Origin of the sequence: Streptomyces sp. NPDC048172, from assembly GCF_043202595.1 — a bacterium.
Taxonomy (GTDB): domain Bacteria; phylum Actinomycetota; class Actinomycetes; order Streptomycetales; family Streptomycetaceae; genus Streptomyces.
This window is the reverse complement of record NZ_JBIDAT010000014.1, coordinates 92,868-107,258: the sequence shown is the minus strand read 5'-3', so window position 1 is coordinate 107,258 and position 14,391 is coordinate 92,868. Positions and strand designations below refer to the sequence as shown.

The 14,391-nt window shown below is 73.9% G+C and carries 10 protein-coding genes; 4 read left to right on the top strand and 6 right to left on the bottom strand.

The annotated features are described in order from the left end of the window. Nucleotides 1–14: 14 nt before the first annotated feature. Nucleotides 15–1,253, bottom strand: a complete 1,239-nt coding sequence (locus tag ACGF3A_RS41050; RefSeq protein ID WP_393735857.1) for an MFS transporter — start codon at nt 1,251–1,253, stop codon at nt 15–17. Between the two features lie 101 nt (nt 1,254–1,354). Here ACGF3A_RS41050 and ACGF3A_RS41045 point away from each other — a divergent pair, with 101 nt between their 5' ends. After that, the gene (locus ACGF3A_RS41045; protein ID WP_393735855.1) at nt 1,355–2,281 is read left to right on the top strand and encodes a LysR family transcriptional regulator; all 927 of its coding nucleotides are present in this window, start codon (nt 1,355–1,357) and stop codon (nt 2,279–2,281) included. 7 nt (nt 2,282–2,288) lie between these two features. Here ACGF3A_RS41045 and ACGF3A_RS41040 read toward each other — a convergent pair whose 3' ends face one another. After that, entirely contained in the window at nt 2,289–4,793 is a 2,505-nt protein-coding gene (locus tag ACGF3A_RS41040; protein ID WP_393735853.1) for a lanthionine synthetase LanC family protein, read from the bottom strand. Between the two features lie 210 nt (nt 4,794–5,003). On the opposite strand from ACGF3A_RS41040, the gene ACGF3A_RS41035 reads away from it, so the two are divergent. Beyond that, complete coding sequence (locus ACGF3A_RS41035; protein WP_393735851.1) at nt 5,004–5,192, top strand: hypothetical protein; 189 nt, start codon at nt 5,004–5,006, stop codon at nt 5,190–5,192. Between the two features lie 129 nt (nt 5,193–5,321). Beyond that, a complete protein-coding gene (locus ACGF3A_RS41030; RefSeq protein WP_393735849.1) occupies nt 5,322–6,851 on the top strand; it encodes a helix-turn-helix domain-containing protein in 1,530 nt (509 codons plus the stop codon). Between the two features lie 171 nt (nt 6,852–7,022). Here the strand turns inward: ACGF3A_RS41030 and ACGF3A_RS41025 are convergent, their stop codons facing one another. Further along, the gene (locus ACGF3A_RS41025) at nt 7,023–8,180 is read right to left on the bottom strand and encodes a cytochrome P450 (RefSeq protein WP_393735847.1); all 1,158 of its coding nucleotides are present in this window, start codon (nt 8,178–8,180) and stop codon (nt 7,023–7,025) included. A 168-nt stretch (nt 8,181–8,348) separates the two neighbouring features. Further along, nucleotides 8,349–8,792, bottom strand: a complete 444-nt coding sequence (locus tag ACGF3A_RS41020; RefSeq protein WP_393735845.1) for a VOC family protein — start codon at nt 8,790–8,792, stop codon at nt 8,349–8,351. A gap of 90 nt (nt 8,793–8,882) precedes the next feature. On the opposite strand from ACGF3A_RS41020, the gene ACGF3A_RS41015 reads away from it, so the two are divergent. Further along, nucleotides 8,883–9,893: an AraC family transcriptional regulator gene (locus ACGF3A_RS41015; RefSeq protein WP_393735843.1), complete on the top strand. Its 1,011-nt coding sequence runs from the start codon at nt 8,883–8,885 to the stop codon at nt 9,891–9,893. Between the two features lie 258 nt (nt 9,894–10,151). Here ACGF3A_RS41015 and ACGF3A_RS41010 read toward each other — a convergent pair whose 3' ends face one another. Further along, nucleotides 10,152–13,109 (bottom strand): FAD-binding and (Fe-S)-binding domain-containing protein, encoded by a 2,958-nt coding sequence (locus ACGF3A_RS41010; RefSeq protein WP_393735841.1) that lies wholly within the window; start codon nt 13,107–13,109, stop codon nt 10,152–10,154. Next, nucleotides 13,106–14,302 carry a pyridoxal-phosphate-dependent aminotransferase family protein gene (locus tag ACGF3A_RS41005; RefSeq protein WP_393735839.1) on the bottom strand — a complete coding sequence of 399 codons (1,197 nt, stop codon included), beginning with the start codon at nt 14,300–14,302 and terminating at the stop codon, nt 13,106–13,108. Before ACGF3A_RS41005 ends, ACGF3A_RS41010 begins: the two co-directional genes overlap by 4 nt. Nucleotides 14,303–14,391: the final 89 nt, after the last annotated feature.

Sequence of the window (14,391 nt, the reverse complement as noted above, 5' to 3'; positions counted from 1 at the left end):
CAGAGCGACGTCGCTCAGCGGCGTACGCCCCGGCGGCGGTTCAGGAGGGTGAGGGCGAGGCCGCACAGGACGGCCAGCACCGCACCGGCGGTCAGCTGGGTGGTGACCGTGAACGTGCCCGAGAGGAGGGTGACCGCGTAGGGGGCGAACATGCCGAGGTAGGCCAGGGTCCAGACCAGGGAGACGACCCGGGCCAGCCGGGCGGGCGGGGCGAGGGCCGCGGCCTCGGTGAGGGCGTGGGTGAGCGTCAGCCCGTACCCCGCGCCGAGCACGGCCGCCGCCACGAGGGCGAGGCCCGGGCGGGCGCCGGAGACGGCGGGCACGGCCAGCAGCAGGCCCAGCGCGATCACCGCGAGCCCCGTGGCGCCGGTCGCCACGTGGTGCCGCGCGTTCAGGTGCCGGGCCAGCGGCTGGACGGCGATTCCGGCCCCGGGGACGACGGCGGTGGCGACCCCGGCGTAGACGGTCTCCCAGCCGTGGAGGCCCCCGTCCACGAGGCCGGGGAGGGTGACGAAGCCGAGGGTGGGCGCCGCGAAGATCCACGGCGCGAGCGGCAGGATCGCCCGCCGGAAGCGCCGCCGGTCGATGCCGGGGGCTTCCACGGCGGCGGCCGGAGCCGGCGTCCCGGTCTCCGGTCGCGTCTCCGGAGCCGTACGGGCCGCCAGCCACGCGGCGAGCGCGAGCAGCACGTGCGGGACGTACGCGAGGACCCTCGGGTACGGCGCCCACTGGGCGATCAGCGAGGCGGCGAGGCCGCCCGAGGCGAAGCCCGCGGAGACGAAGAGCCCGGAGCGCTTGGCGGCCGTCCCGGGGTGTGCCGGGGTCTCGTACGGCGGCACGGAGAGCTCCTTGACCCACGCGCTGCCCGCCGCCAGCAGCGCGCCCGCACCGACGCCGGTGAGGAACCGGCCCGGGGCGAGCCAGCCGGGCGCGGCCGAGCCCGCCATCAGCAGGAGCGTGGAGAGCAGGTTGACGGCGAGGGCCGTGAGGGCGAGAGGGCGGCGCCCGTACCGGTCGGCGAGCGGGCCGCCGAGCAGCAGGCCGGGGACGAGGCCGAGCACGTAGAGCGCGAAGAGGCCGGTGACGGCGGACTCGGACATGCCGAGCCCGGAGCGGTAGGAGCCGAGGAGCGCGGAGAACTGGTTGGCGCTCCAGCCGGAGGCCGTCATCATCCAGGCCACGCGCAGCCCGTACCGCCGGGACCCGGTCACGGTGGCGGAGGGGGCGGGGGAAGGCGGAGCTGTCGTACGCATGACGGCCAGTTCTACGGGCGCGGGCGGCGGGCGCGCCGCACACGTTCACGACTCGTGAACGCCCGTGGGGGCCGTGCCCGCCTGCAACGTACGCTGGCGGTATGGATCTCCGTCTGCTGTCGTCCTTCCTGGCGGTGGTGGAGGAGGGCCACTTCCGGAGGGCCGCGCTGCGGCTCCACCTCTCCCCCGCCGCCGTCACGCAGCACGTGGCGCGGCTGGAGAGCGAGCTGGGCACCCCGCTGCTGCACCGGGGCCCGCCCGTCGCCCCCACCCGCGCCGGGCACCGGCTGACGGGGCACGCGCGGACGCTGCTCGCGGCGGCGGACGCGGCCCGCGAGGACCTCACGGGGCTGGCGTCCGGACGTACCTCCTCGCACCGGCCGCTGCGGGTCGGCATCATGGGCCACGGCTCGGCGGAGCTGACCCCGGCCGCCGTCAACGCGTTCCGCCGCGCGCGCCCCGACGTCCCGGTCGAGCTGCGGCAGCTCGACTTCACCGAGCACTCCTCAGCTCTGGTCGAGGACCGCGTCGACGTCGCGTTCGTCCGCCCGGCGCCGGACGACGAGCGGGTGACCGCCGACGTGCTGACGACGGAGCAGCGGATCATCGTCGTCCCGGAGTCCTCGTCGTACGCGGCGGCGCGGGACGAGGGCCTGAGCGTCACCGACATCGCGGGCCTGCCCTTCTTCCGCGTGCCGGAGCACACGCCGCGCCCCTTCACCGAGTACCTGTACTTCGGCGAGGACGCCCTGCGGCGCAGCGAGGACTACGCGCTCACGCCGCAGGAGGTGCTGACGGGCGTGGTCGCGGGGCGCGCAGCGGGCTCCGGACTCAAGTCCTTCGCCCGCTACTACGCCTGGCCCGGCGCGGTCTTCGTGCCGGTGCTGGACGCGCCGTGGGAGAGCAGCTACCTGGCCGTACGAGCGGCGGGTGGCCGGGACTCTCACCCGGAGATCGCGGTGTTCCGCGCGCTGACGCTGGCTCTGGCGCGCGAACTGGGCCCGCGGATCTCCGGGACGGCGATCTGACGCGCCGCTAGCCGACGGTGCTGGTCAGGCGGCGCAGGAAGGCAACCACGCCCGTGTACCCCTGGCCCCAGGACATCGGCGTCTCGTTGCCGTCGGGGGCGAAGAACGCGGGGTCGGCGTCCGGCCCGTGGCTGCGCCGGATCAGCTGGCGGCCCGCCTCGCGCGCCGCCTCGGCGTAGACGTCCTCGCCGCTCCACTCGGCAAGGTCCAGCATGACCTCGCCGACGCCGCACAGGCCGCAGCACTGCGTCACGTTCTCCAGCCACGGGATCCAGCCCGCGCACACCCCGGCGATACGGTGCGCGGCAGCCGTGAACTCCGGTTCGTCCAGCACGGCGCCCGCGCGCCACAGCGCCCGCGCGGCCCCTGCCAGCCCCTTGCACCAGGTGGCGCTCAGCGGAACGGCCGTCGGCAGCGCCGACCGCTCGGCCAGCGGTACGGAGCGCTCCCGCAGCTCCTCGGCGCGGGTACGGGCCCCGGCGCGCAGTTCCTCGTCACCGGTGCGCTCGGCGAGGAGGACGAGGAAGTCCACGACTCCGGCGAGGCCGTGCGCGTAGCCGAAGGTGGTGTCCATCGCGGCCGTCTCCGGCATCGCGGAGTCGTCGGTCCCGACGAGGGTGACGAGCGTGTCGCGGGCGAGGATGCCCGCTGCCTCCTCGCGCGCGGCGGCCAGGTGCGCCGGGTCGCCGTCCAGCTCGTGCAGCAGGAGCTTGCCGTAGCCGATCCCCGCGTGCCCGGCGAAGATGTCGTCGCCCGGGTCGCGTCCGGCGAGGACGGGCGACGGCGGTACGGGGGACGGGGCGTCGAGCCCGGCGGCGGTCATCCGCGCGAGGAAGAGGTCGATGCCGCCCGTTCCGACGTACAGCCCGCGCGGCTGCGGGACACGGCGGGCCACGTCGACCGCGTGCGCGGCGAGCCTGCCGACGAGTGCGGGGACGCCGTCGCGGTCGAGGTGGTGGAGGAGCTCCAGGCCGACGCCCGCGCTCCCGGAGTAGAGGCCGCCCTCGACGCGCGCCGCCGTGTCCTCCTCGTCGGGGTCGAGCAGGGCGGCGTCGAGGCCGTCGAGCAGCGTGCCGAGGGTGTGCTCCAGCAGCTCGGGCGCGGACGGGGGCCCGGAGAGGGCGGGCCGGGGGGACGGGACGGGAGGGGCGACGGCCGCGCGGTCCGCGCCCTCCGTCCAGGTGGCGTCCGCGAGCGCGTCGAGGGCGGCTCCTGCCGCGTCCTTCTCCTCGGAGAGCAGCGCGTCGACCAGGTCCACGAACGTCTTCCCCGGTCCCGCGCCGTAGAGCGTGTGGAGGGTGTCGACGGCGCGGTGGCGCGCGAGCCCCGGTGTGGTGATGCCCCCGATCGGGGTCATGCCGTGGGCCGCGAGGCCGAGGACCATGCCGAGCGCGAACAGGTCGTCCTCGGGGCGCGGCGGTTCGTTGTCCGCGTCCGCCTGGCGGAGCGGCGCGAAGCCGGGGGTGTAGCCGGGCAGATGGACGCCGTCGAGCGCGGAGATGCCGAAGTCGATCAGGCGCACCCGGCCGTCCTCGATGACGACGTTCTTGGCGGTGAGGTCCCGCTGCACCACGCCCCGGCGGTGCACCTCGCGGACGACCCCGGCGAGTTCGGCGGCGAAGCCGACGAACTCCTCCGAGGGTGCGGCCCCGGAGGAGAGATAGGTGCCGTGCACGGCGAGGTGGGCGGGGAGATGGTCGGGGCCCGCGTCGGTGGTGGCGAGGTACTCGTCGCTGCCGTGCGAGAAGTGGTCGAGCAGCTGGGGCACTCCCTCGACGCCCTCCAGGGCGGCCAGCACCCGGCGTTCGTTGCGCACCCGCATCCGGGCGTCGATGCCCCGCGCGTCCTCCCCTACGTACGCGCGGGCCTGCTTGACGACGGCCGTACGCCCGGTACGCAGGTCGGTCGCGCGGTAGACGTCCCCCTGCGGCTTGCGCAGGATGCCGTGGACGACGCGGAAGCGGTCTCCGAGGAGGGTGCCGTCGGCGGGGTGGGCCTCATCGGCGTCGGCGTCGGCGTGGGCGTCCACGGCGTCCACGAAGGGGTCGGCCACCCAGTCCGGCGCCCGGTACTCCAGGCCCGCGGGGCCGTCGAACAGCTCGCCGTCGGGGCCGGCGATCCGGATGGCCAGGACGTTCCGCTCGTCGAAGTACCACTGCGGCCGGAAGGGGCCGTACCGGTAGTAGACGGGGGCGCCGGGGGCTATGCGGCGGTCACTGAGCACGCGCGGGCCCTCGTGGCCCCGGGTCAGTCCGGCCAGGGTGAGGCCGAATTCCCGGACCCGTCCGGGCGCGGGGTAGACGGTGACGGCCTTGCCGACCGCCGCCGGGGACTGGACGCCGCCGTTGAGCTTCGCGAGCGTGCCCTGGGAGCGGGCCAGTTTGAACGGACAGCCCTCCGCCAGCAGTGCGGGCAGCAGCCGCTCGGCCAGTTCGGGGAAGGTCGCGGCCCGCGAGGATATGTGGAGCTTCCAGCCGTGTTCGGGCAGCGGATCCACCGTGGGCGGGTTCACGAACAGCCAGGTACGGCCGGTGCTGAGCCGGATCCCCGCCCTACGGCCGGACTCCCCGATGGCCCCCACTGCCCGTCGGACAGTCTCCTCGATCTCAGCTGTCGACACATGAACTCCCGTTATTTGAGGGGTTGTTGGTGTACACGTGGCCCCTGGCAAATGCTACGGTCAAAGTGTCCAGTGTGGTGTATCGCAAACAAAGGAGTTCGCGTGAACACTCTGCTTGAGCTGTCGCCCCGCATGGCCGGTGCTCGCACCATCGAGCCCTCCGTCGCGTTCGATGAGACGGTCCAGGCGCTGACGGCGGCCAACATGTGCGGGGAGACCTGCGGCTGCGACAACGCGGGCAGCTACGGCTGTGCGCGCACGGGGACCGGGACCACCTGGCCTGTGGCCTGACCCGGAGCCACCCGAGGGCGGACCCTTCACGGGGTTCGCCCGCTCCACCTCGGGGCCACGGCACGTCCGACACGGCCGAAACGGACCCCCGAGTTCACCCCTATCTCACATCTGAGATAACGTCGTCTCATGACCGACGACTACCTCGCACGCATCGGGCAGCTCATCCGCGACGCGCGCCAGCACAGGGGCATGACCCAGTCGCAGCTCGCGGACGCGCTCGGCACCAGCCAGAGCGCCGTCAACCGCATTGAGCGGGGCAACCAGAACATCAGCCTTGAGATGATCGCCCGTATCTCGGAGGCGCTGGACAGCGAGATCGTCTCGCTGGGGTATTCGGGCCCGATGCATCTGCGGGTCGTCGGCGGCCGTCGGCTCTCCGGCAGCATCGACGTGAAGACGAGCAAGAACGCCTGCGTCGCGCTGCTCTGCGCCTCGCTGCTCAACTCGGGGCGTACGGTGCTGCGGCGCGTGGCCCGTATCGAGGAGGTCTTCCGGCTGCTGGAGGTGCTCACCTCGGTGGGCGTCCGCGCCCGGTGGATCAACGACGGCGCGGACCTGGAGATCGTGCCCCCGGCCGAGCTGCACATGGCCGACATCGACGAGGAGGCCGCGCGCCGCACCCGGAGCATCATCATGTTCCTCGGCCCGCTGCTGCACCGCATGGACCGCTTCCGCATTCCGTACGCGGGCGGCTGCGACCTCGGTACGCGCACCGTCGGGCCGCACATGAGCGCGCTGCGCCACTTCGGCCTGGAGATCACCGCGACGGAGGGGCTGTACCACGCGGAGGTCGACAGCGCCGTCTCGCCGACCCGGCCCATCGTCCTGACCGAGCGCGGGGACACGGTCACCGAGAACGCGCTGCTGGCCGCCGCGCGGCACGACGGCGTGACGGTCATCCGTAACGCCTCGTCGAACTACATGGTCCAGGACCTCTGCTTCTTCCTGGAGGAGCTGGGCGTCCGCGTCGAGGGCGTCGGCACCACGACGCTCACGGTGCACGGCATCCCGGTCATCGACACGGACGTGGACTACTCCCCCTCCGAGGACCCGGTCGAGGCGATGAGCCTGGTGGCCGCCGCCGTGGTGACGGAGTCGACGCTGACGGTCCGGCGCGTGCCCGTGGAGTTCATGGAGATCGAGCTGGCCGTCCTGGAGGAGATGGGCCTCGACTTCGACCGCAGCGAGGAGTACGCGGCGGACAACGGCCGCACCCGCCTCACCGACCTGACGGTGCGGCCCTCCAAGCTGGAGGCGCCCATCGACAAGATCCACCCGATGCCGTTCCCCGGCCTGAACATCGACAACGTCCCCTTCTTCGCGGCCATCGCGGCCGTCGCGCAGGGCAAGACCCTCATCCACGACTGGGTCTACGACAACCGGGCGATCTACCTCACGGACCTCAACCGGCTGGGCGGCCGTCTCCAGCTCCTCGACCCCCACCGCGTCCTGGTCGAGGGCCCCACCCGCTGGCGCGCCGCGGAGATGATGTGCCCGCCCGCGCTGCGCCCGGCCGTCGTCGTCCTCCTGGCCATGCTCGCGGCCGAGGGCACCTCGGTCCTCCGCAACGTCTACGTCATCAACCGCGGCTACGAGGACCTGGCCGAACGCCTCAACGAGGTCGGCGCCCAGATCGAGACGTTCCGAGACATCTGAGGACCTCTGAGGACCGCGGTCCGACCTGAGGGGCCCGGGGCCCCGGACCCCTCAGGCGAAGGCCCGGCGCCGGCGGCGTCCGGGCCGGCGGTGCCCTGACCGTCAGTACCAGTACCAGCGTCGGGCTGGCTTGTTGGTGAAGACGCGTCGCATCGTCGCGGCCATGACTGATCACCTCCCTCCCGTGTCGTGTGCGGACGGGTGGTCTGTGGTGCGGTGCAGGACGAACGGTCGCGGGACGTTGCCCTCGGACATGGCGGCACGGGTGTCCCCGCCGGTGACGGCCAGGTGTGCGTGGCCGGTGAGGGCGGTCAGCGACTCGGTGAGCAGCGTGTGTGCCACCGCCGCGCCGGCGCAGCTGAAGGGCCCCGTTCCGAAGGGGACGTAGGGGCCGTGGCCGCCGCTTCCGGCCCAGCGTTCGGGCCGGAAGGCGTAGGGGGAATCCCAGTGGCGCGCGTCGTGGTGCAGCAAGTACGGGCAGACGGAGAGCAGTTCACCGGCCGGGAAGGCGGTGCCCCCGAGCTCCACGGTGTGCGGGAGGGTGCGCCCGAGCATCCACGGCACCGGACGGTGCCTCAGCGCCTCGCGCACGACGTGATCGACCGGCCAGGGCCACGGCGCGGCGCCCCTCAGGTGCAGGCAGGCCAGCAGCACCGACCAGGCCAGCGCGGCGCTGACGGGGGCCATGATCGCCCGGAACATCATCAGCTGCAGCTCGGCCACCGCCCGGTCGGACATCTCGGCTTCCGGGCACGTCGCGAGCACCGCGTCCAGCATGTCCCGCGGTTCTCCGGCGGGCTGTCGGCGGCGGCGGTGCGCCTCCTCGGCCAGAGCGGTCACCAGCCGGGCCCGCACCAGCTCCGCCCGGGCCCGGCGCCCCACATGCGGGGAGCGCACCGCCACGCCCTGGTGAGCGGCCTGCCGCAGCAGCTCACGGGCGGCGCCCGGGGTGCCGGGGTGCAGCAGTACGTCCGCCAGGCAGCGGTGGACCAGCCGCGTACCGGCGTCCGGCCACCGGCTGGCCGTCCCCAGCGCGGCCACCGCCTCGGGCAACGCGGCACGGTAGCGCGGCACGTCGGCCCGGAGAAGACCGCGCACCGCACGGCCCAGCTCCACCTGCGCGCCGCGGGCGGGCAGCAGTTCGCCGAAGAAGACCGACCCGCCCGTGTGGTACTCCGGATCCCGCAGCAGTGTCTGCGCCAGCTCGGTGTCGCGGACGCACCAGCCGCCCCAGGGAAGCCGCATCACCCCCTCCGCGCTGTCGCGGCTCAGCTCCTCGACGCAGGCGAGGGGGTCCTGCCGCAGGCGGATCCGGTACCCGAGCCTCATCGCCCCACCTCCAGCTGGTTGGTCTCAAATGAGTACTTCCACACCGCTGTTGAGGTATTTCCGCAATGACCCGATCGTGTAAGCGCACGCCGGTACCTCGGACGGGCCGCTACCGACCCTCACGACACGGGGCCGCGCGCGGCCGCGCCCGGCGCACACCTCTTCCCTTCAGTCGAGGCAGAACTCGTTGCCCTCGACGTCCTGCATCACGAGGCACGACTCGTCGTTCTCGTCGGCGAGCAGCAGGCGTACGCGTACCGCGCCCAGGGGGACGAGGCGTGCACATTCGGCCTCCAGCGCCGCCAGCCGCTCCTCGCCCACGAGCCCCGTGCCGACCCGCACGTCGAGGTGCACCCGGTTCTTGACGGTCTTGCCCTCGGGAACGCGCTGGAAGAAGAGGCGCGGGCCAGCGCCCGAGGGGTCCTGGCAGACGAACGACGCGTCCCGGTCCTCGGGGGCCAGCGAGTCGTTGTACGCGTCCCAGGTGGCGAACCCGTCCGGCGGCGGCGGGACGACGTATCCCAGCACCTCGCACCAGAAACGGGCGACGCGCTCGGGCGACGCGCAGTCGAAGGTGATCTGTACCTGCCTGACCTGCCTGATCGGTGACATCGGCGCACCCTAGCAAGGGTGTTGGCAGGCGCCCCGTTCCCGGCCAGGCTGGGAAGGAGACGCTGACGCGGGCATCCGGGGGGGGGCGCCATGCGCGGGGACACGAGACCGCCGGGGCTGCTCTTCCAGGGCAGCGACGTCGAGGAACTGCACGACCTGGTGAGCCGCCGCTTCGCGCCGCACCGGATGTCGGTGCGCGGCGGCCACCCCATGGACGGGCGGTTCCGCTGCCTGCACCAGGGGGAGCTGGGGCTGTACGAACTGGGGTACGGCGCGGAGGTGGACGTCGTCCCCGGCGAGCTGCCCGAGTTCTACAACGTCCACATCCCGCTGCGCGGCGGCGGGACGATCACCACGGACGGGGTGACGCAGCCGTCCGCGCTCTGCCTCGTCTGCCCCGGGCAGCGGCTGGCGATGCTGTGGGACGGGGAGTGCCTCAATCAGGTGCTCAACATCCCCAAGTCCTGCCTCGACCGGGCGCTGACCGCCCGGCTCGGGGACGAGCCCTCGGCGCCGCTCGCGTTCACCCCGGTCCTCGATCCGCGGACGCGGCCGGTCGCGACGTGGCTGCGGCTGGTGCGGGAGTTCGCCGAGTTCGCGTCGTCGGAGCTGGCGGACCGCAGCCCGCTGGGGACGGCGCACTGGGAACTGGTGCTGGTGCACGGCCTGCTGGACGCCCAGCCGCACCGGCTGAGCGAGGCGGTGGTCGGCCGGGGGCCCGCGGTCCTGCCCTGCGCGGTGCGCCGTGCCACCGTGTTCTGCGCCGAGCACGCCCACGAGCCGATCGGCGTCGCCGACATGGCCCGCGCGGCCCGGGTGAGCATCCGCAGCCTGCGTACGGGGTTCCGTACGCATCTGGGGACGACGCCCCTCGGCCATCTGCGGCGCGTCCGGCTCGACCTGGTCCACCGCGAACTGCTCGCCCTCGCCGACGGGCACGGCACGGGGACGGTCACGGATGTGGCGCTGCGCTGGGGCTTCACCCACCTCGGCCGCTTCGCGGGGCTCTACCGCCAGGTCTACGGCGAGAGCCCGTCGGCGACGCTGCGGCGCGGCCGGGACTGTCCGGAAAGGGCCGCGCCCCAGGCCGCCGACGGATAGCAGCGCGGGGCCGGGCGGCGGGACCCTGAGAGTGCGCCGCCCGCGCGGACATCGCCCGGGGGGGGGATCCGCGAGAAGCGGGCGGCGCCCCTCCGTCTCCCGCGCCGTCGGCCGCCGCCGACCGCGCGCGGCCGTCCCCAGGAGACCCCGATGCGCCTTCTGTACGCCCTGCTCTGCGACCACCCCGCCCTCTTCCTGGCCGCCGTCGCCGTCTACTCCCTCTGCAGGCCGTCGTCCAAGTGATCCGTCAGAAGGGGCCTAGCCCCGCGGCTCCTCCAGTGCGGCGCGCACCAGTTCCAGGGGGTGCCAGGCTCGGCGGCTCGTGCCGTGGGCGATCTGCTGGCGGCAGGAGACGCCGGACGCGACGATCACCGTGTCCGTGGGTTCGGCCTCCACCGCGGGGAAGAGGCGGTCCTGGCCGACCGTCATGGACAGCTCGTAGTGCTCGGACTCGAAGCCGAAGGAGCCCGCCATGCCGCAGCAGCCCGCGTCGGCCTCCTCGACGCGCGCGCCGGGGATGCGGCGCAGGAGGGCCGTCGTCGCGGCCGTTCCGACCTCGGCCTTCTGGTGGCAGTGGCCGTGGTAGAGGAGGCGGCGGCCCGCGGGCCAGGCGTCGTCGCGGAGGCGGAGGCGCCCGTCGTCGACCGCCTCCGTCAGCAGTTCCTCGACCTGGCGGACGCGGTCCGCCAGGTCCTGGGCCGCGGGGTCGCCGGGGCGCAGCGCCAGGTGCTCGTCCCGGAGCGTCATCAGGCAGGAGGGCTCGCAGCCCACGACGGGTGAACCCGGCTCCGTGCCCTCGGTCAGCAGCCGGGCCAGGTGGACGGCCTTGGCCTTCGCCTCGTCGACCAGGCCCTTGGAGAGGCTGGAGCGCCCGCAGCAGCCCCGGCTCTCCAGCCGTACGCGCCACCCCGCACGCTCCAGCAGCTCGATCGCGGCGCGGCCGACGGCCGGTTCGGTGTACGTGGTGAAGGAGTCGGCGAGAAAGGTGAGCGTGCCCTGCTGCCCCCCGCCGGACGGCGCACCGGCGGCCCGGGTCGTACGGCGGCGGTGCCAGCTCGTGAGGTCGCGGCGCGCGAAGACGGGCAGGGGGCGCTCGTGGGCGATGCCGAGCCACCGTTCCATGAGGCGGCGCAGCGGGGGCAGGCGGCCCGGGAGGTTGGAGAGCGGCGCCGTGGCGGAGCCCAGCCGGTTGAGGGCGCGGATGGCGCCGAACACCCGGCTGCGGACGGGGACTCCGTGCAGATCGTGGTGGTGCGAGAGGGCCTCGCTCTTGAGAGTCGCCATGTCGACACCGAGGGGACACTCGCTCTTGCACGCCTTGCACATCAGGCAGGCGTCGAGGATCTCGTGCAGTCGCCCGTCGCCCAGCGCCCGCTTCGGGTCGGGCTCGGAGAGGGCCTTGACCAGGGCGCCCGCGCGCCCGCGCGTGGAGTCCTCCTCGTCCTTCGTGGCCATGTACGAGGGGCACATCACGCCGCTGCCGCTCTTGCGGCACAGCCCGATGTTCATGCAGCGGTCGGCGGCGCCGCGCATGCCGCCGGTGACCTCGAAGGAGAGCCGGGTGCGCAGCGGGCCCGGCTCGGGGAGGGCGGCGTCGCGCAGGTTCTCCGTCATCGACGGGGCGTCCACGATCTTGCCGGGGTTCATCAGGCCCTCGGGGTCGAAGACGCGCTTGACCTCGCGCATCGCCGCGTAGAGCCGGTCGCCGAAGATCTGCCGGTTGAACTCGCTGCGGGCGAGCCCGTCGCCGTGCTCGCTGGAGTTGACGCCGCCGTACGCGACGACGAGGTCCTTGATCTCCTCGGCGACGGCGCGCATCGTCCGCTCCTGCGCGGGGTCCGCGAGGTCGACGAAGGGGCGGATGTGGAGGCAGCCGACCGAGCAGTGCCCGTAGAACCCGGCGTCGAGCCCGTGCCGGTCGAGGACGGCGCGGAAGTCGCGGGTGTAGTCGGCCAGCCGGGACGGGTCGACCGCGGTGTCCTCGACGAACGCGAGGGGGCGGCGGGTGCCCTCGCTGGCGGCCATCAGCAGCCCGAGCCCCGCCTTGCGGACCTTGAGCAGCGAGGACTGCTGGGCGGGGGTGACGGCCCGGAGCGTGTGGTAGCCGTGGCCGTGGCGCTTCCACAGCGCGGTCAGCCGGTCGAGGGACGCGTGCAGTTCGCGCTCGTCGGCGCCGGTGAAGCTGACGAAGAGCAGGGCCTCGGGGTCGCCGTCGAGGAGCGTGCCGAGCGTGGCGTACTCGATCCGCTTCCGCGAGAGGTCGAGGATCGTCCGGTCCATCAGCTCGACGGCCGCCGGGTCGCAGGCGAGCGCGTCCTCGGTCGCCTCGATCGCCGCCTGGGTGGAGGTGAAGTGGCCGACGGCGATGACCGTACGGCGCGGCTTGGGCACGAGGTCCACGAGGGCGCGGGTGGTGAGGACGAGGGTGCCCTCGGAGCCGACGACGAACTTCGCGAGGTCGAAGGGCTCACCGTCGCGGGCGAGCCGGTCGAGCCGGTCCAGCCGGTAGCCGCAGGCGCGGCGCCAGAAGGCGGGGAAGTCCTCGGCGATGGCGTCTGCGTTCTCCCGTACGAGGCGCGGCAGTTCGCGGTACAGCGCGCCCTCGCGGGTACGGGCGCGGGCGCGGCGGGCGCGTTCGCCCGCGTCGACGGGGGCGAGGTGGGCGGTGCTCGCGTCGGAGAGGACGACGTCGAGGGCGCGTACGTGGTCGATGGTCATGCCGTGCCGCAGGGAGCCGCTGCCCGCCGAGTTGTTGCCGATCATCCCGCCGAGCGTGGCCCGGTTGCTGGTGGAGGTGTCGGGGCCGAACATCAGCCCGTGCGGGGCCGCGGCGCGGTTGAGCTGGTCCTGCACGACGCCGGGCTCGACGAGGGCCGTACGGGCGCCGGGGTCCAGCTCCACGATGCGGCGCATGTGCCGGGAGAGGTCCAGCACGAGCCCGGCGCCGACGGTCTGGCCCGCGAGGCTGGTGCCCGCGCCCCGGGGCACGAGCGGCACGCCGTGCTCGGCGGCGAGGGCGACGGCGGCCTGGACGTCCCCGGCGTGCCGGGGGAAGACGACGCCGGCCGGGGTGATCGCGTACATGCTGGCGTCGCGCGAGAAGAGGTGGCGGGTGTGGTCGTCGAAGCGGACCTCGCCGTCGAGGTCGCGGCGCAACCGCGCTTCGAGGGCGGGGAGTTCGCGGGAGAGGGCCTTCTCCGGGCCGGTGGTCGTCACGCGTCCCCGCCCTCCTCACGCAGCACGTCCAGCGCCGCTTCGAGCCCGCCCGCCGCGACCGGTACGCCCGCGAGCTGGAGTCCCATCTGCACACCGGCGAGGGTCCCGGCGAGCGTGAGGTCGCCCAAGTGGCCCAGGTGGCCGATCCGGAAGACGCGCCCCGCGAGCTTCCCGAGCCCGGCGCCGAGCGACATGTCGAACCGTTCGAGGATCACCTCGCGCACCTTGTCCGCGTCGTGCCCGTGCGGCATCAGTACGGCCGTGAGCGAGCCGGAGTGCTCGCGCTCGTCGGCGCAGAGGACCTCCAGCCCCCAGGCCCGTACGGCGGCGCGGGTGGCGCGGGCGTGCCGGGCGTGCCGGGCGAAGACGGCGGGCAGCCCCTCGTCGGCGAGCATGCGCAGGGCCACGTCGAGCCCGTAGAGCAGGTTGGTCGCGGGGGTGTACGGGAACGCGCCCTGCCGGTTGGCCGCCAGTATCGGCGCCCAGTCCCAGTACGCGCGGGGCAGCGCGGCCGTACGGGAGGCGGTCAGCGCCTTCTCGCTGACGGCGTTGAAGCCGAGGCCCGGCGGCAGCATCAGCCCCTTCTGCGAACCGGCCACGGTGACGTCGACGCCCCAGTCGTCGTGGCGGTACTCGATCGAGCCGAGCGAGGAGATGGTGTCGACGAGGAGGAGCGCGGGGTGGCCCGCGTCGTCCAGGGCACGGCGGAGTTCCGGGATGCGGCTGGTCACGCCGGTCGAGGTCTCGTTGTGGACGGCGCAGACGGCCTTGATCGCGTGCCCTCCGTCGGCGACCGCGTCCGCGTCCGCGGCGAGGCGCGCGGCGAGCGCGTCGGGGTCGGCGCCGTGCCGCCAGTCGCCGGGGACGATCTCGACGTCGAGGCCGAGTCGTTCGGCCATGGCGTGCCAGAGGGCCGCGAAGTGCCCGGTCTCGAAGAAGAGCACGCGGTCGCCGGGGCTGAGCGTGTTGACGAGCGCGGCCTCCCAGGCGCCGGTGCCGGAGGAGGGCAGGACGACGACGGGCCCCTCGGTGCCGAACACCGGGCCGAGCGCGGCGAGGAGACGGTGCGTCAGCGCGGCGAACTCGGGGCCGCGGTGGTCGGTCGTGGGCGCCGCGAGGGCGCGGAGTACCTCGTCGGGGACGTTGGTGGGGCCGGGGATCTGGAGGAAATGGCGGCCGGTGTGCAGGGTCACGCGAGCCAACCCCCTTGCACTCTGTGCCGTGTGACGGCACGCTGTCTCGTACAGTGGCACGGCGGAGCCTAGGGACGGCCCGCCGGGGC

Bases quoted from the DNA above. Each gene is read 5' to 3' on its own strand.
- ACGF3A_RS41050 (WP_393735857.1), bottom strand. From the start codon at position 1,253: ATGCGTACGACAGCTCCGCCTTCCCCCGCCCCCTCCGCCACCGTGACC.
- ACGF3A_RS41045 (WP_393735855.1), top strand. From the start codon at position 1,355: ATGGATCTCCGTCTGCTGTCGTCCTTCCTGGCGGTGGTGGAGGAGGGC.
- ACGF3A_RS41030 (WP_393735849.1), top strand. From the start codon at position 5,322: ATGACCGACGACTACCTCGCACGCATCGGGCAGCTCATCCGCGACGCG.
- ACGF3A_RS41025 (WP_393735847.1), bottom strand. From the start codon at position 8,180: ATGAGGCTCGGGTACCGGATCCGCCTGCGGCAGGACCCCCTCGCCTGC.
- ACGF3A_RS41020 (WP_393735845.1), bottom strand. From the start codon at position 8,792: ATGTCACCGATCAGGCAGGTCAGGCAGGTACAGATCACCTTCGACTGC.
- ACGF3A_RS41015 (WP_393735843.1), top strand. From the start codon at position 8,883: ATGCGCGGGGACACGAGACCGCCGGGGCTGCTCTTCCAGGGCAGCGAC.